The 16281-nt window shown below is 36.4% G+C and carries 16 protein-coding genes; 7 read left to right on the top strand and 9 right to left on the bottom strand.

Annotation, left to right across the window (positions count from 1 at the left end; translation table 11 throughout):
- Positions 1 to 4 precede the first annotated feature (4 nt).
- Positions 5 to 1129, bottom strand: a complete 1125-nt coding sequence (locus tag O4O04_RS09210; protein ID WP_272535587.1) for an LBF_2804 family protein — start codon at positions 1127 to 1129, stop codon at positions 5 to 7.
- Between the two features lie 141 nt (positions 1130 to 1270).
- Between O4O04_RS09210 and O4O04_RS09205 the strand changes: the two genes are divergently transcribed.
- Genes O4O04_RS09205 through O4O04_RS09195 form a run of 3 tightly spaced genes read left to right on the top strand, consistent with a single transcriptional unit; the run spans position 1271 to position 3285 of the window.
- A complete protein-coding gene (locus O4O04_RS09205; protein ID WP_272535586.1) occupies positions 1271 to 1663 on the top strand; it encodes a hypothetical protein in 393 nt (130 codons plus the stop codon).
- Complete coding sequence (argC, locus tag O4O04_RS09200; RefSeq protein ID WP_272535585.1) at positions 1663 to 2670, top strand: N-acetyl-gamma-glutamyl-phosphate reductase; 1008 nt, start codon at positions 1663 to 1665, stop codon at positions 2668 to 2670. The genes O4O04_RS09205 and argC overlap by 1 nt, the downstream gene beginning before the upstream one ends.
- Positions 2671 to 3285, top strand: a complete 615-nt coding sequence (locus O4O04_RS09195) for a nucleoside phosphorylase-I family protein (RefSeq protein ID WP_272535584.1) — start codon at positions 2671 to 2673, stop codon at positions 3283 to 3285.
- On the opposite strand, the gene O4O04_RS09190 is transcribed toward O4O04_RS09195, so the two are convergent.
- Positions 3286 to 3669 (bottom strand): hypothetical protein, encoded by a 384-nt coding sequence (locus O4O04_RS09190; protein WP_272535583.1) that lies wholly within the window; start codon positions 3667 to 3669, stop codon positions 3286 to 3288.
- 94 nt (positions 3670 to 3763) lie between these two features.
- On the opposite strand from O4O04_RS09190, the gene O4O04_RS09185 reads away from it, so the two are divergent.
- Together O4O04_RS09185 and hisC are read left to right on the top strand one after the other, a co-directional pair.
- Complete coding sequence (locus O4O04_RS09185) at positions 3764 to 5266, top strand: 2-isopropylmalate synthase (RefSeq protein WP_272535582.1); 1503 nt, start codon at positions 3764 to 3766, stop codon at positions 5264 to 5266.
- 6 nt (positions 5267 to 5272) lie between these two features.
- Positions 5273 to 6346: a histidinol-phosphate transaminase gene (hisC, locus tag O4O04_RS09180; RefSeq protein ID WP_272535581.1), complete on the top strand. Its 1074-nt coding sequence runs from the start codon at positions 5273 to 5275 to the stop codon at positions 6344 to 6346.
- Between the two features lie 41 nt (positions 6347 to 6387).
- On the opposite strand, the gene O4O04_RS09175 is transcribed toward hisC, so the two are convergent.
- Both O4O04_RS09175 and O4O04_RS09170 read right to left on the bottom strand, forming a co-directional pair.
- Positions 6388 to 6777: an Hsp20/alpha crystallin family protein gene (locus tag O4O04_RS09175; protein WP_272535580.1), complete on the bottom strand. Its 390-nt coding sequence runs from the start codon at positions 6775 to 6777 to the stop codon at positions 6388 to 6390.
- A gap of 16 nt (positions 6778 to 6793) precedes the next feature.
- A complete protein-coding gene (locus tag O4O04_RS09170) occupies positions 6794 to 7240 on the bottom strand; it encodes an Hsp20/alpha crystallin family protein (protein WP_272535579.1) in 447 nt (148 codons plus the stop codon).
- 159 nt (positions 7241 to 7399) lie between these two features.
- On the opposite strand from O4O04_RS09170, the gene O4O04_RS09165 reads away from it, so the two are divergent.
- Together O4O04_RS09165 and O4O04_RS09160 are read left to right on the top strand one after the other, a co-directional pair.
- A complete protein-coding gene (locus O4O04_RS09165; protein WP_272535577.1) occupies positions 7400 to 7858 on the top strand; it encodes a RidA family protein in 459 nt (152 codons plus the stop codon).
- A complete protein-coding gene (locus tag O4O04_RS09160; protein WP_272535576.1) occupies positions 7855 to 8394 on the top strand; it encodes a hypothetical protein in 540 nt (179 codons plus the stop codon). The genes O4O04_RS09165 and O4O04_RS09160 overlap by 4 nt, the downstream gene beginning before the upstream one ends.
- Positions 8395 to 8436: 42 nt before the next feature.
- Here O4O04_RS09160 and clpA read toward each other — a convergent pair whose 3' ends face one another.
- The 5 genes from clpA to O4O04_RS09135 form a co-directional block, all read right to left on the bottom strand.
- Positions 8437 to 10722 (bottom strand): ATP-dependent Clp protease ATP-binding subunit ClpA, encoded by a 2286-nt coding sequence (gene clpA / locus O4O04_RS09155; RefSeq protein ID WP_442915956.1) that lies wholly within the window; start codon positions 10720 to 10722, stop codon positions 8437 to 8439.
- Positions 10722 to 11051: an ATP-dependent Clp protease adaptor ClpS gene (locus O4O04_RS09150; RefSeq protein ID WP_272535574.1), complete on the bottom strand. Its 330-nt coding sequence runs from the start codon at positions 11049 to 11051 to the stop codon at positions 10722 to 10724. Before O4O04_RS09150 ends, clpA begins: the two co-directional genes overlap by 1 nt.
- Positions 11044 to 12207: a GNAT family N-acetyltransferase gene (locus tag O4O04_RS09145; protein WP_272535573.1), complete on the bottom strand. Its 1164-nt coding sequence runs from the start codon at positions 12205 to 12207 to the stop codon at positions 11044 to 11046. Before O4O04_RS09145 ends, O4O04_RS09150 begins: the two co-directional genes overlap by 8 nt.
- Before the next feature lie 38 nt (positions 12208 to 12245).
- Entirely contained in the window at positions 12246 to 13043 is a 798-nt protein-coding gene (locus tag O4O04_RS09140; protein WP_272535572.1) for a hypothetical protein, read from the bottom strand.
- Positions 13044 to 13117: 74 nt separating this feature from the next.
- Positions 13118 to 16240, bottom strand: a complete 3123-nt coding sequence (locus O4O04_RS09135; protein WP_272535571.1) for a SpoIIE family protein phosphatase — start codon at positions 16238 to 16240, stop codon at positions 13118 to 13120.
- Positions 16241 to 16281: the final 41 nt, after the last annotated feature.

Here is a 16281-nt window from a genome sequence, read left to right as displayed (position 1 = left end):
ATTTTTAAATAGAAAGAATTTGTTCTTTTAATTTGCTAAAATTTCCTTCCTGCATAAGGCCGATAAGAGTTTGAATATTTTGAATATTTTCTTTTGAAGATAAAAGTTTCGAGTCATTGATAGCATTTTTCTCATATTTGGAAAGTTTTCCAATCATCGATAAACATAGGTTAAAGGTTTTTAGAACTTTCAGTTGTTTGTCTTGACTCAAATTATCAACTCTTATCAAAAAATTATCCCAATCATCAATTGGGTCATTTTTATTTATCCTATCCTCGAATCGATCATACATTTTGAGAAGTAAATATTCCAAATTTGGATGAAACTTCTTGTCCAATACTACAGCATTTGCGATTGCTCGAATATTCAAATCGATTACTTCATTATCCATGGTTTCTGCTGTTTCCAGAAAATGTTCAAAGTATAGCTCAGTTAAATTTCTTGTAAACAATCGAATTTTCATTTTTTCGAGAATATAGTATGTAATCAATGCATCCCAAACACCGGTAACTGGTGCGATTATGTATTCCGCATAAACTCGCAGGGTTGTTCGACTCAGGATTTTGCGAAAGATTAATTTCGCTGCATAATTGGAAAGAAAGACTTTCGATTTATAAAGAATCGTTCGAAAGAATAAACCTTTTTTATTCAATCTTTTATAAGGATCAACTCCAAGTAATTTCAGTCGATGATCTGGAATTTCCAATACCATTCGAGCCAAGATATTTTTATTCTTGGTAAGTATGATCGGATCATCATCTATACTCATTCCCGACAAACAAGCAAGCTTTGCAACGCTATAGAAACCAACTCTATAAAGGAAATAAAATTCCAAAAAAGTAAAAATTCCTAGAGCTGAAATTATCCATGTCCATTTTTCATAAAACGGATTTGACCAAGGTATTGTCTCGTGAGAAAAACTACTTTCAATATAAACGATGATAGCAGTGGGAATCAGTCCGATAAAAAAAGAAAGAATTGTTGCGAAATATATTATGCTTTTCGAATTCTCATAAAATCTATCAATATCTGCCAGTATAAACTGTTTTCTTATCTTATTAAAATCTTTGTAAATTACTTGGATTCCCCATCTTTCAAGAAACCCCTGATTCAATTCAACTTTTTCCATTTAGAAAACCCATTTTTGAGAAATCTTCAATTAGCACAGCAACGAAATTTTAATTTCTATGATTTGGTGTTCAAGATTTCTAGACGAAAATCCTTTCTTCCTTGACTCACTAGTAGTTCACAATTCCCATTGATCTGTACTATGAAATTTTTCTTAATTCCAATTCTGATTGTAGTCGCGAATTGCATTGGCTTTGAAGGACCTGATGTAATTCGCGGTGATAAAATGGTTGATGCGATCACAAGAGAAATTCAAGCAAGAGTCGCTGCTTGTAGAATTCTTGAAAACACATTGAGTCCATTACCAAATCTTGGCTACACCCTCAATTACAATCAAAGAGTATTCTATAAACGAAAAGATATGGATCAATGCCTTGAAACCATTCGACTCGTTCCTTGTGATTCTCTACCTCAAATTGTTGCAGGTGAGATTCGATTTGTAGACGTAGTTGTTCCGATTTTTTGTAATGATTTTGAACCCAATGCATTTTATGAAAATCCTTATCCTCAAGGTAATTTTTTAGGGAGCCCATAATGGTAGAATTGAGTATCATTGGAGCCGGCGGATTAACCGGTCGAGAGTTGATTAAATTATTAAATTACCATCCAAAATTTAAACTAGTTCATATAACAAGCAATCAATTGAATGGAAAGAAATTTCAAGAATGTTATCCACAAGATAAATTTAAAAAAGAGATGAATTTCCATTCTCACACTGATCCCATCCCAAAAGATTCGACAGTTGTATTGGCTACTCCGAACGAAGTGTCCATGGAGATGGCACCACGTTTATTGAAGCAAGGTCATAAAGTGATCGATCTATCTGGTAGTTTTCGACTCCACGATAAAGGATTATTTGAGAAATACTATAAATTTACCCATGCAGAATTTGATTTGATGGAGAAGGTCGTATTTGGAATTCCGGAAATCTATCGAAATGAATTAAAGCTCTCCAATTTTGTAGCTAATCCAGGCTGTTATGCAACGGGTTCCCTTCTTCCTATTCGACTTCTGAGTGATATTCATAACAAGATAAGCGGATCAATCATTATAGATGCAAAGTCTGGAGTCAGTGGAGCCGGCGGAAGAACTGAGGATATTGGATTTTCTTTTACCAATACTGCTGAGAACTTCCGAGCATACAAAATTTTGGCACATCAACACGAACCTGAGATCCAAGAATATGCAACTGCAAATCAGAAAAAAATCGATATAGTTTTTACGCCTCACCTACTCCCTGTTTATAGAGGTATACTTGCGACGATTTATATTCAGACAGATTCCGAAACTGCCAAGAAAATTCCAGAAATATTAAAAACTAAATGTGAGTCCGAAATTTTTCTACGCTATTACAACTCACCTGAAGAGATTGAAATAAAAAATGTACAAAATACTAACTACCTAGATATGTCTGCAAAAGTTAGAGACGGTATGGTTGTGATTGTATCGGCGCTTGACAACTTACTTAAAGGAGCAGCTGGACAAGCTCTGCAGAATTTAAATCTTATGCATGGATTTGAAGAAGACTTGGGACTTCTGTAGTTGATTGTATCTTTAGATAAAATACTTTTTTGTAGTGCTATCGCAATTGAACTGGGTGATCTACAAGATTTTGTTCCCCATTCTAAAGATCTGGGTGTGGGGAATCTGGAAGCTTCGATTCAATTAAGCAGAATCCTTCAAACCAATCCCAATATTCAAGAAATTGTTTTCATAGGATCTGCTGGAACTTACGATCCAAGTAAACTTTTTTTTCCAAGTTATGCAATCGGAAGAAATTACTACTATCGAGAAATTTCTGTCTGGAAAAAAGAATCCTATGCTCCGGATCTTTTGCCTCAATTCATTCAAACCGAATCCTCTGATTTCGGAGTTAAAATTGTAAAATCAAATAATAATTTTGCGATTGCTGATGTAAATTCACCTAACTCTATCACATTGATAGATCCACAATCTTTACCTATTTGGGTAGAGACTCCAATGATAGAGAATATGGAAGCTTTTGGGATTGCACGAGTCTGCCAAATTATGAAGAAAAAATTTACATCCGTATTCGCTATTACAAATGCTGTTGGTCGAGATGGAAGTCAGGAATGGAATAAAAACCATAAATCTATGGCAGAAGAACTAATCCAAATTATTAAAAGATTCATTTAGCTAATTCAATTCACTGTATACAAACCAGATTCTATTGTAGTTTGCATCGATCCAAGACTCATAATTCTTCTTGGAATCCTTGTATTCTGTTTGGAAGTTTTGCTGCCAAATAGGATTTTTGTAGATTTTGTTTTCGAGTTCATTTCGAGAAAGTTCTAAGGTTAGAGTTCCTGGATTGGTTGGACAATTCCCGTCAATCTTATCGATAAAAAGTTGAATCTTTGGTTTATCGACGATGCTGAGAGATGCATGCTTCTCGGAAAGCGCGATAATTTTCCAACCAAAAATCTCGTGGTAAATCTGAGCGGTCTTAGTCACATCGTCGGAATGAAAATTGATTCCCATCAATTTGAGATTTTCGATTTTAAAAGATTTTGAGCTCATGATGCAAGCTTTAGAAACGATCAGCAGAACCAAAACCAAATTTTCTTTTCCCTTGACGCATGAGAGCCCAGGATTCAATCATTAGAATTGAACTATGAATCCAGACTATGTAAAGATATTTGATACAACTCTTAGAGATGGTGAGCAATGCCCGGGCGCTGCTATGAGCGAAGATGAGAAAATAGAAATCGCTCTCCATCTAGCCAAAATGAAAGTAGATGTAATTGAAGCTGGTTTTCCGATTTCTTCACCAGTTCAATTCCAGGCAGTTGAGAGAATCGCACGAGAAATTGAGGGACCAATCATCGCAGGACTTGCCCGAGCGATGAGAGCGGATATTGAATCTGCAGGTAGAGCAATCGCTCCCGCAAAAAGAAAAAGAATTCACACATTTATAGCTTCATCACCCATCCATATGAAGCACAAGCTTGGTAAAAATCCAACTGAAGTTTTGGAAATGGCAAGACAAGCTGTTCGCATTTCAAGAGATTTAGTTGAGGATGTAGAATTCAGTGCAGAAGATGGAACTCGTTCTGAGTGGGAGTTCCTGCGCGAGCTCACAGAAGCGGTCATAGAAGAAGGTGCAACAACTATCAATATTCCGGATACTGTAGGTTATACGACTCCAGAAGAATACGGAAAACTTTTTGAATTCCTAAAACAAAATGTCAAAGGTGCCGACAAAGTTATATTCAGTGCCCATTGTCACAACGACTTGGGTCTTGCTGTTGCGAACTCATTGTCCGCAATTATTAACGGAGCACGGCAAGTTGAATGCACAATCAATGGTATTGGCGAACGAGCTGGCAACACTGCAATGGAAGAAATTGCAATGGCTCTTCGAACAAGAAAAGATTTTTTCGGAATAGAAACCAACTTGGAAACCACGCATATTGCAAGGGCATCTTACCTTGTAAAGACGATCACTGGAATGGTTGTTCAACCGAATAAAGCAATTGTTGGAGCCAATGCATTTGCTCATGAATCTGGAATTCACCAAGATGGTGTAATCAAAAATCGTGAAACTTATGAGATCATGAAGCCAGAATCCATTGGTTTGAAATCTAATCGAATGGTTCTCGGTAGACACTCAGGACGAGCTGGATTCAAAGAACGAATTGTAAAATTGGGATTTGATCCTAAGGCGGAAGACTTGGATGCAGCCTACCAACGTTTCCTAGAAATTGCTGACCGTAAGAAAGAAATTTTTGATGAGGATTTACTCGCTCTATTTAGTGATGAGGTTCGAAGATCAGACAGTGATCAATTTCAGTTAGTATCCTTCGAAATAAAAACGGGAACGGATTCCATTCCAACTGCGACTATAAAGATCAAAATATCCGATCAGATTCGAGAAGAAACATCAAAAGGTGATGGTCCAGTCGATGCAATTTTTAATTCGATTGATCTGGCTACAGGTCACTCTCCCCTACTATCTCGACTATTGATCTCACCAGTAACTGAAGGAGCCGACGCCCTTGCCGAGGCATCGGTTACCCTAGAGAATTCAGGCAAGCGAGTAGTCGGTAAAGCGAGCTCTACTGATATAATAGAGGCTTGTGCGCTTGCCTATATCAATGCTCTAAATCGATTGTAGAATATTATGAATTCGTATTTTAGAAAAGATTTAATTGAACTCACACCCTATACTCCTGGCGAACAACCAAGTGGACTTCAGAAAATAATCAAACTGAATACCAATGAGAATCCATATCCACCAAGCTCAAAAATAAAAGATTCTGTTCTAAGCATTTTGGAATCAGGGAATCTTCGCAAATATCCACATCCAACATCAGATGGACTTAGGGATGCGATAGCAAAACTCTATGGAATCGATCGAGATGAGATTATCATAACAAATGGATCTGATGAAGCGATTCGATTGCTATTTACTGCCTGCCTAGAAAAAGGAGATTCGATATTAAGTCCAGATCCAACGTATTCTGCCTATCCAGTATATGCTGATATAACAATGCAAGGAATTGATCATGTTCAAATTCCTCTACTTTCCAATTTACTTTTTGATTGGGAAGCAATGGCAAAAGTAAAAGCAAAACTTTGTTCTTTTGCGAATCCTAATGCTCCAACGGGAATCCTAGAACCTAGAGAATCAGTCCTCAAATTTGTACAAAACTTTGATGGGCTAGTTCTCTGTGATGAGGCATATATCGATTTTGCTTCAGATTCAACTTCTGTCATTCAAGAAATTCAAAACTATCCAAACCTTTTGGTATCGCGCACTTTCTCTAAATCTTATTCACTTGCGGGACTTCGTGTTGGCTTTCTATGCGGCAATAAGGAGCTTATAGCCCTTTTGCACAATCTTAAAGATTCTTATAATGTGGGAATGCTCGATCAAGAAATTGCTAGAATCGCTATTGAAGATCAGGATTATTTTAAATCCTGTTGCAAAAAAATCATAGAGACCCGAGAATATTTGAGTAAGGAATTGGATAAGTTAGGTTTTTTGGTAATTGAGAGCTCAACAAATTTTATCTTTGCCAAGCCAAATACCTCTTTATCAGCATTCGATTATTTTAATGAATTGAAAAGAAGAAACATCTATATTCGATATTTTGCCAAAGGAATTGCTTCAGAATATATTCGAATCACAATTGGAACTTTGGAAGAAACAAAAATTCTTTTAGATAATATAAAAGAAATATCCCTTAGCTAGATTGCTAAGGGATATAAAATTTGCTTAAACAATTCAATTGTTTAGGAATTTTGAATGGTAATTTTTTTCTTCTGCGGCTCGACTTTAGGTAGAGTCAGTTTCAAAGTTCCGTTTTTCCATTCTGCTTGTGCTTCATCCACATTTACTGGTTTGCCAATCGTAAAGCTTCTACGATAAACAGTTTGTCTTCCTTCTAGGTATTCCGTTTGGTATTCACTTCTAAGTGAATCCGCATCAACCTTACCTTCAATCGAAAGACTTCCCTTCTCAAAGCTTATATCTAGTGATTGAGAATCAACACCAGGCATCTCCAAAATAAAAACCGCAGAATCTTTGGTCTCATAAACATTAGTTCTTGGAGAGTAGACAATTTCTTTCTTAACGGTTTCTTTCGTTTCGATTTTATCTTTTGTTTCTAATTGTGTAGCCATATATTTCTCCTCTCAACTATTGATTCGCGATCTTAATAGCGATTTTTTTTGGTTTGTCTTCTTCGGCCCGAGGAACCAATATTCCTAGAACTCCGTTTTTATAACTTGCTGTTACTTTATCTGCATCGATTCGGAATGGGAACTCAACAGATCTTGAAAAATCACCGTTGAATATTTCTCGCAAATATACTTCAGTATTTTCAGCTAAGGCTTCTTCTTTCTTAGTTCCACGAATTACGAGGACGTTGTCTTTTGCAGAAAGGTCAATGTCTTCGATAGTCATTCCTGGTAGGAAGGCATATACAAAAGCATCATCCTCTTTTGTATAAACATTCAATGGTGGATAAGAATTGGGTCTTACTGGATCTTGCTCTAGGAACGAACGAGTCAGCGCCTCATTCAATCTGTCAAAATCTCTCCAAATTGTGTTGGTCTTTCCATTTTCTAAAAATTTATACAACATAATTGTATCTCCTTTTGGCAGTCCTTGTTGTAGTCTGCTATTCTTATTAGCAATCTATTACTTAGAGTGCTAATTTCTGTCAAATGTTTTTGTAAAAAATCAAAAAAATCAAAAAAAATTTCATTTTCATTAGAACAAAGAATAGAGATCAGTATTCCTATGAGTTTTGAGACCCAATTGGAATCCCTCGGATATAAACTTCCACCTTCCCCCAAAGCATTGGCTAGCTACATTCCCGCAATTCGATCCGGTAATTTTATTTGGACATCTGGACAGTTGCCCATGATCGATGGAAATCTAGGCCTTACAGGCAAATTAGGATATGAAGTTTCTATTGAAGAAGGAATGAAGCAGGCAAAAACAGCTCTTCTCAATGCTCTTGCTTGCATTAAAGCGGAAATCGGCGACTTAGACCAAATCCAAAGAGTATTGAAGCTTGGAGTATATGTTGCAAGCATTCCCGATTTTACGGAACACCACTTGGTTGCAAACGGTGCGAGTGATGCTTTGCAGGCGATCTTTGGTGATAAAGGTCGCCATGTCCGATTTGCCATTGGAGTTGCGAGTCTTCCGCTAGATGCTTGTGTCGAGTTAGAATTGATGGTAGAACTGAAATGATCATTGTAAATTTTATAGATACTTCTTTCCAAGCGATTCAAATTATAGTTCGGGGTTGGCTCCATTTAGCATTGCAGTTTTATAATAAAATATTTGGTTTTTTTGCAAATAAATCCTTACCCGAAAAGCTGTTTTTCTGTTTTCTTATTATTCAAATGCTTTCTAGCGGACTTGGCTGGATCCAATATGAAATAAAATTCAATGATACAATCGAACTCGTTTTTGTATCTGCAAGATGGAATGTGATCTTTATATTAGCTTCCCTTCTAAATTTTTTCTTCACTGGATTTTGGAGAAGCAATTGGGTATGGTATATTTTTCTATTTCTGCAAACTCTAATCTTGATTCTTTTTGGAATTGCTACAAACAATCCAAGTGTAGGTTTTACAGATATGATTGAGCCAAAAGATTATAGTTTCTCAATCGCTTACTGGATATTCGCTGTTAGTGTCGTTTGCGCTTGGTGTCTCGGTGTAGCGGTTTTTCGTGAGGATCTCATTCGAAATAAAAAGCTCCCCACTATAAAACCGAATTAGACTTTTTTTGAATCCAGCAAATGCAAAAACAGAATTAAAATTTCATTCAAACTGGAATGTAATTTCTGATCCATAGTCAATTTTTACTTTTCCGCCGTTTACTAACTTGCCAAAAAGAATTTCTTTAGAAAGTTTTTTACCGATTTCTATATCAATAAATCTTGCTATAGGTCTTGCACCTAGATCCGGATCGAATCCCTTGTTGGCTAAGTAGGAACGCGCAGTTGATGTGAGTTCAATACTCACTTTTTTAGGCTTGAGCTTAACTTCGAGTTCTGTTATTATTTTTTCGACGATTTTCTCCACTTGCTCCATCTGTAGAGAATTAAACCGAATAATGGATGTTAATCGATTTCTGAATTCTGGACTAAACATCCTCTCTAGTGCCTTCATATCTCGATCGTCATCTACTCGCTCTCCGAATCCAAGCAATACAGTCGATTTTTCTCTCGCTCCAGTATTGGTTGTCATTATAAGAACTGCCTTTCTAAAATCCGCTTTCCTGCCCATAGAATCTGTAAGAGTTGCATAATCCATAATCTGCAGAAATAGATTGAATACATCCTCATGAGCTTTTTCTATCTCATCTATTAGCAAAACCATATGTGGATTTTTTCTCACTTCATCGGTTAGAAGAGCAACTTCACCGTGCCCGATATAACCCGGTGGAGATCCAATCAATCTCGATATGCTATGCCTTTCCATGTATTCACTCATATCAAAGCGAAGTAGAGGTACATTCATAGATTCAGCCAGAGTCTTAGCGAGTTCGGTTTTACCTACACCTGTAGGTCCAGCAAAGAGGAAACTTCCAATTGGCTTGGATTCATCTCCAAGTCCTGCACTTGAATAAAGGATAGATTCATTGAGCTCTTCAATCGCTTTATCTTGACCGAAAATTCTACTCTTAAGTATAGGTTCGAGATCTTGAAGTTTCTTTTTGTCCGAATTGCGTAAAGTTGTGATCGGAATTTTTGCCATGCGAGTTACAATATTTTCGATATCTGATGTGCTCACTTTAGGAAGCGCTACTGGTTCTGGTTTCGCGTCATTTCGAAGCTTCACTAAAGCACCTGATTCATCGATAATATCTATCGCTTTGTCTGGTAATTTGCGATCCAATATATACTTAGCTGACAATTCAACAGCAGATTGAATTGCTTTCGGACTATAAACAACTTTATGGAATTCTTCGTATTTGCTTTTCAATCCGTTGACAATTGCAATGCTTTCGGATTCGGTCGGCTCATCTACATCGATTTTTTGGAAGCGCCTCGAAAGAGCATGGTCTTTTTCGAAGATAGATTTGTATTCACGAAATGTAGTAGTTCCTACAACTCGAATATTTCCATTAGAAAGTGCAGGCTTTAGCAAATTGGATGCATCTAGAGACCCGCCCGAGACACTTCCTGCTCCCACTATAGTATGAATTTCATCAATGAAGAGAACAATATTTGGATCAGAAGAAGCTTTATCTATGATAAATTTTAATCTCTCTTCAAAGTCTCCACGAAATTTCGTTCCTGCAATCATAAGCCCCATATCCAAAGAATAGATGCGAAGAGATTGGATTGACTTTGGAACTTGTCCCTGTGAAAGCTTCAGTGCAAGCCCTTCCACAATTGCTGTCTTACCAACTCCTGCGTCCCCAACAAAAATCGGATTGTTCTTTCTTCGTCTCGCAAGAATATGAATGGTTCTTTCAATTTCTTCATCTCGTCCGATGCAGGGATCAATTTTGCCATCGTTTGCTCTTTGGATTAGATCAACAGTAAAAGCTGCAAACGGATCCTTGTTAGAGTTCTCTCCACTTGCTCCATTTCCAAAGTCTTCCATAGATTCCGAATGGCTTTCATCCAAAGATTCGTCATGACTTTCGTTTGATGTATTGGATTTCGATACGCCATGTGAAATAAATCGCAGTACATTGTATCGAGTTATCTCTTGCTTGTTAAGATAGTAGATTGCATGTGAATCTTGCTCGCGAAAAAGTGCAACCAAGACATTAGAAGCCTTCACTTCCGTGTTCCCTGTTGACTGAACATGCAATGCAGCAAACTGCAGAATGTATTGAACCCCAACAGTATATTTGGGTTCAATGTTGTCACCTAGTCGCACGATTGCTGATAGCTCTTCATCTAAATAATTTTCTAGATCTTTACGCAACATTCCAATATCTGCATGAAGAGATTGTAAGATATTTTTTACTTCATCGTTCTGAGTTAACGACAAAAGCAAATGCTCCAATGTTATATATTCATGGCTTCGTTTAACAGCCTCAGCCGTTGCTAATTTTAAACTTTCTTCTAAATCCATTGATAAAACCATCATTCCTCCTTTACTGCTTCAATTCTGCATTCAAGCGGAAACTCATATTGATCCGCTAGATTTCGAACTTGAAGTACCATCGTGTTGGCAATGTCTTTTGTATATATTCCGCATAAAGCCTTACCTGTTGTATGCGCTTCCATCATGATCTGATTCGCTTTTTCCAATGACTTAGCAAATACAGTTTGTAACAACCAAACCACAAAATCTCGAGGCGTATAGTCATCATTTAGAATTACCACTGCATATTTTCCAGGTTTTTTCGGTTGTAACTTGGTTCTCTCTTTTAGTAGAACTGAACCATCTTCTCTTGGTTTATTCTTATCCATGATCCTGTAATCCTTCACGGAAAATTTTCAAAGGTGACTTAAGATTCCATTCAACTATTGACTCTCTCATATGGCTTGCTTCAGAAACCAAATATCGATTGATAGCGACACCTGCATCTTTATTATAAAAGTAGTGAGAACTATAAATTGGAACTACTTCAAAACCTCTCATATATTTATGCTCACCCTGCGCACCAGCTTCAAATTTCTGAAAGCCATTTCCAATAGTATATTCAATCAAAGCATAATAACAACATTCGAAATGTAAATTAGAAACATCTTCTGTTGCACCCCAATATCTTCCAAAAACTGTATTCTCACCCTTGAAATTTAGACTTCCGGCAATCGGTTTTCCATCTTTGAGCGCAAGAACCAAAACCATTTTATCACGAAATTCTTGAAAAATCTTAACAAAGAAATCTTGTGTAAGATATGCCTGTCCCCATTTCCTAGAGTGGGTATCTTGATAAAATCTCCAATACAATCTCCATAATTCAGGATCTATATTATCTGATTCCAAAATTTTAACTTCGATTCCCAACTCTTGCAGGGACTCTCGTTCTTTACGAATGGTTTTGCGTCTGTCTTTCTTTAAAGCTTGGAGGAATTCAGCAAAAGATTGGTATCCTCTCTGTATCCAATGATACTGATGAGTAAGTCTTGGATAAAATCCCATCTCTTTGAGAATCTCAATCTCATCCTCTGAATGAAAAAGAAAATGGATAGAAGATATGCCAAGACCTGCTCCATGCGAAATTGTTTCATTCAAAAGTTTATAACCTAACTCTTTCTTACGAGATTGATCTCGAACCAAAATTTTGTCACTAGTTGCTGGAGTGAATGGAATGGCGGATGTAAGTTTAGGGTAATAATTGATTCCAGCACGATTGAATGCATTTGCCCATTCAAAATCAAAAATATATTCTCCGTAAGAATCAAGCTTGATAAAGAAAACTAGAATTGCTTCAATGCGATCATTTTCTCTGTAGATCAGCGGATGCGGTTGCCAAGTTAGCTCCGAACCTATGGAATGCGATGATTCCAAATTTTTCAGAAACCTCAAATCGTAGAAAGGATTGTCTAGTGGAATAATCGAATTCCATTCATCGGAATCGATAGAGTCAAAACTATTGAGCCATTGAAATTTATACGACATAGGTTATAGCCTTAGACTATGACCTGATGTCGAATCGCTTAGTATTTCAAAGAATCTCTTAGAACTCGGATATTATTTCTATAATTGTCATTTCCATCGCGATCATTGAAGCTAAAAATTTTACTGAACAGCTTATCGAATTGATCCACATGTTTGAAATAATATTTTTTCTTAAAGTCGTTGCGAATATCATGAGAAGTACTGTTTTCTACAACTGACAAATTATAACGACCTACGCCTTTTTGTGCCGGGTTCTCTTCTGTTCCATGAAATGGATTACCATTTTCTTGAAAGAACAAAAAGAGATTTTTATTATCCAAGGGTTCTGTTCCAGGAGATTCATCTGTGATTTCAGAAATGATCAATTCCCCATTGATAAAATCATTCATATACACTCTTGTGAATATTTTTTCAATATCACGTGGAGGAACTTTTCTCGGATCTGATTCCGCAGGAGCTTGACCTGCGAAAAATATCGTAAGAGCTTTATTCAAAGAACCTAGACTCTTTGCGCTAAGACCTCTTTCCGAGTCCTTGAAATCATATACTTCTAAATGAATGCAATTATTGTCTCCCGCTGTTTGATCAGGGGCAATTATACATTTATCACCATCCCCTTTTCCTTTGTAGAATACAGTTTGTGCGGGCAAAACTTTAGTTCTCATTACAAGAAGCTTCGAATGGTTACGAAGTCTTTTATTAACTTGAGAAATTTGAAGATCCATAGCTCTTTCAGTTGCAAGAACAGCTTCCGAGCTTTGGAGGTCAACTTTTTCCTCTTGGGCACTCAAGGTGGATGTAAGTATAATTAATATTAATAAAAACCAGTTTCTCAATTTAAAACCCTCCGAGATAAGCAAGAAAACCTCTTCTTCTTAAATCGGAAGGTTCTGAAATTTAAGTCAAAAAATTATGTACTCGAAACTCTTTTTTTAGTAAAAAGTAACATTTTACGAATTCCTGGATGTTCTGGTAAACTTAAGCTCGCTTCTTCCAGCAAACCGTACGCTCTGTCCATGTTTTTGAGTAGAATATGTGATTTAGCAAGGTTTAATAGATTCTCGCCATAATGTGGCATCCTGAGTCTTACTCTCTCGCCCAAGTCTACAGCAATTCCATAATCTCCAGTTTTTCTCGCGGAATAAGAAGCCATAAAAATGGATTCCGTATCTTGCGGCTCTCTATCTATATATTCCAAAAGAACATCCTTGGATCTTGTATAATTCCTAGCTTTTAGATACATGAGACCAAGTTTTTTTAGAATCGCTGGTTCTCGATCTGACAAATCAAGAGCTCTCTCCAATTCATCGATTGCCTGCCCAAGTTGATTGTTCTGCCAAGCAACCTTGCCTCTTGAGTAGGATTTTTTTGCATCAAGAGAAATCATAGATGAGTCTTTTGAATTAACTGGATCATACGTGATTTTGAGAAGGGAAATATCGTCAGACAATGGTCCAATCTCAAGTAAGTTCTCAAAGGATTGATTTAGATCTCCATTGGATTTTTCTAATATTCTTAAGAACAATGTCTCATCTTCATTGATTACTCGAGTTCCATCATCATGGGTTTCCAAAATAATATCATCTCGACCATCAGATCCAGCGATCAAAGAATCGCCTGGTTGCATATGAAATGTTCGAATAGAAATAACACCGCTAACTCCTGCGGTTCCAAGTTTTCTATACAAAAATTCTTGTTCTATAAACTCAGCTTTTCCATCTCTAAACAATATTGTAAAAGGATGCTCTGCATTGATATAATAAACAATTCCTGTCGAATCATCGACCAAACCCATAACGAGAGAGATCAACATGGATCCGTTAAAACTCTCAAACACTTTATGCAATTCTATGAATGTGTTCTTAAGCCAGCGTTCTGGGAAATAATTTTGTGCTTCACGAGAAACCTTTGTTCTCTCCACGATGGATTCAAAAACTGACCCTATTACTAGAGCTCCACCTGCTCCTTGCATTGATTTACCCATCGCATCCGCATTGAGAAATGCTGAAAACTTTCTACCGCGCAATCGAATTGAAGATGCAATATTGATATCTCCACCGATTTCTTCTTGGTATTTTCTAAATGCAAATTGCTTTTTCTGTTTTATGAAAAATTCAACTCTAACATTATCAGACGTTACATGATTCGAACTCAATGGCTTAATCAATAAAGAAGTAAGAAAGTAATCACCATCCTGTTGTGTTTTTAAATTTTGAACTTCATTTAATGTGAGCTTAAGTTCTTTTGTTCGTTCTTCAACTTTGTGCTCAAGGTCTTGTGCATATTCTTCTAATTTTTTTCTTGCAGCTTGGATAGAACGAACCATTTTATTGAATGATCTAGCCATAAATCCGATCTCATCTTCCACTTTTACTTTGAGTCGAACTGTTAGATCTCCCGAATTCACAGACTTAAGTCCTTCAACCACATCATTGATCGGATTGACCAATGCACCTGAAAAGAAAAATCTAAAACCAACTCCGACAAGAATGATCGTTCCTACAATGATATAAACTAGTATTCTAGCAAGACTATCGATATAACGCATATAAGCATCATAGGAAAAACCCACTTCATAGATTATGTTTTTTGCAATGGAAGGAATAAGAAAGCTAACGTATTTCTCAGGTTCAAGATCCTTTCTGCCTGATTCGAAATCTCCTCTATACCTTCTCGATTCTGGAACTTGAAAAGGTGCAAAAAAACCAGTTAAACTAGCTATATCGGTTATCTCATGATTCGTTACGATTCCCGTTACAAAGACTCCGAGCCAGTTGTCTGAATTCCTATTTTTTTCAATCCAAGAAGCAAGTTCTGACTCATTTAGAGCACCCAATTTATTTTTATTGTATGTGATCTTTCGATTCAATGAATCAAAATAACTCAATAGTTCGGATGCATTCAGCTGGTTTCCATTGTCTTTATTTCTATCCAAATAATCCAAGACTAAAGCCTTGTATCCGGAAAATCCAGGATGGGAATTTTCCAATATTGCTTTGGTCTCTGCCTGGAAAATCTCAGGGTCTCTTGACTGAATAGTTGCAATTCGACTCCACAAAAACGTATTCAATATTTCATTTTTGCTTTTTTTATAATCAGGCAATTCATTTGAATTTTTATAAAGATAAGAATTTGCACCATCTTTAATATCATAGACAAATATATATTTCATGTCATCTGGATAAACTTTATCAACTAATGCAAGCTTGGCTTGGTTGTATTTTTGCATGTCATAAGTTTTCTCTTTGTCGGAAATTGCAAAATAGCTTACCATCTGGAGAACAAGAAGAAAGGTTGCCATGGTGATTCCCGTAATCCGAGACATGATTGTGGTTTTGTCTTCTGTATTATTAATATAAACGACGGATAAACAAAATAACCCAATAACGACCGATAAGTCAACAACGATGATATAGATCTCTCGACTAATCGCTCCATCACGAGACAAAGCATTCAGTATTCCGGGAAGAATTGTGATAAATAAAATAGAAGCTAGGATAACTAAGGTTGTGAATCGATATTGTTTCTCTACTTTTCGATAATTACGAATTCCAAAAAAAGCAAAAACTATAAAATACACCATCACTACAATCGAGTAGAATTTATTAAAAGCATGTAATTTAAAATCGAAGTAATGTGCAGATGGAAAATAGAGACGAATAGCATCAAAGCTTATAAAAACATAATAGATTGAAATCCCAATCGCAATCGTATACAAAATAGAAGCTACAATTTTGTCTAATTTCTTAGAGTCTTTTATCTGATAGGCTATAAAAAATCTAGAAAATTCCAAGGCTCCAAACATTGCCCCTGGTATAACTAAATATTTATGATACACAGAACCTGGACCTTCTGCAATAAAGCCCCAAGCATATCCCGTGTGAAAAAGGGCTAACCAAAAATTGGAAAAACCAAGATGGAAAGTTGCTTTGGATTTATCTTTTAAAACTAAAAATAGTATAGCAATATAATATGAAAATATTGCGCCGATGATGGAACCAATTGCAAAAAAATTAAAATGTGTGTAGTGCATAGTTGTAGCTTAAGTTATAATCCTGTAAAATCAAAATACCG

The sequence above is a fragment of the Leptospira sp. GIMC2001 genome (assembly GCF_028462125.1).
In the GTDB taxonomy this organism is placed as follows: domain Bacteria; phylum Spirochaetota; class Leptospiria; order Leptospirales; family Leptospiraceae.
This window is presented reverse-complemented; position numbering and strand designations above follow the sequence as displayed.

Excerpts from the sequence above, each read along its gene's own strand:
- O4O04_RS09210 (WP_272535587.1), bottom strand. The coding sequence starts at position 1,129 with ATGGAAAAAGTTGAATTGAATCAGGGGTTTCTTGAAAGATGGGGAATC.
- O4O04_RS09205 (WP_272535586.1), top strand. The coding sequence starts at position 1,271 with ATGAAATTTTTCTTAATTCCAATTCTGATTGTAGTCGCGAATTGCATT.
- argC (WP_272535585.1), top strand. The coding sequence starts at position 1,663 with ATGGTAGAATTGAGTATCATTGGAGCCGGCGGATTAACCGGTCGAGAG.
- O4O04_RS09190 (WP_272535583.1), bottom strand. The coding sequence starts at position 3,669 with ATGAGCTCAAAATCTTTTAAAATCGAAAATCTCAAATTGATGGGAATC.
- O4O04_RS09185 (WP_272535582.1), top strand. The coding sequence starts at position 3,764 with ATGAATCCAGACTATGTAAAGATATTTGATACAACTCTTAGAGATGGT.
- hisC (WP_272535581.1), top strand. The coding sequence starts at position 5,273 with ATGAATTCGTATTTTAGAAAAGATTTAATTGAACTCACACCCTATACT.
- O4O04_RS09175 (WP_272535580.1), bottom strand. The coding sequence starts at position 6,777 with ATGGCTACACAATTAGAAACAAAAGATAAAATCGAAACGAAAGAAACC.
- O4O04_RS09170 (WP_272535579.1), bottom strand. The coding sequence starts at position 7,240 with ATGTTGTATAAATTTTTAGAAAATGGAAAGACCAACACAATTTGGAGA.
- O4O04_RS09165 (WP_272535577.1), top strand. The coding sequence starts at position 7,400 with ATGAGTTTTGAGACCCAATTGGAATCCCTCGGATATAAACTTCCACCT.
- O4O04_RS09160 (WP_272535576.1), top strand. The coding sequence starts at position 7,855 with ATGATCATTGTAAATTTTATAGATACTTCTTTCCAAGCGATTCAAATT.
- clpA (WP_442915956.1), bottom strand. The coding sequence starts at position 10,722 with ATGGTTTTATCAATGGATTTAGAAGAAAGTTTAAAATTAGCAACGGCT.
- O4O04_RS09150 (WP_272535574.1), bottom strand. The coding sequence starts at position 11,051 with ATGGATAAGAATAAACCAAGAGAAGATGGTTCAGTTCTACTAAAAGAG.
- O4O04_RS09145 (WP_272535573.1), bottom strand. The coding sequence starts at position 12,207 with ATGTCGTATAAATTTCAATGGCTCAATAGTTTTGACTCTATCGATTCC.
- O4O04_RS09135 (WP_272535571.1), bottom strand. The coding sequence starts at position 16,240 with ATGCACTACACACATTTTAATTTTTTTGCAATTGGTTCCATCATCGGC.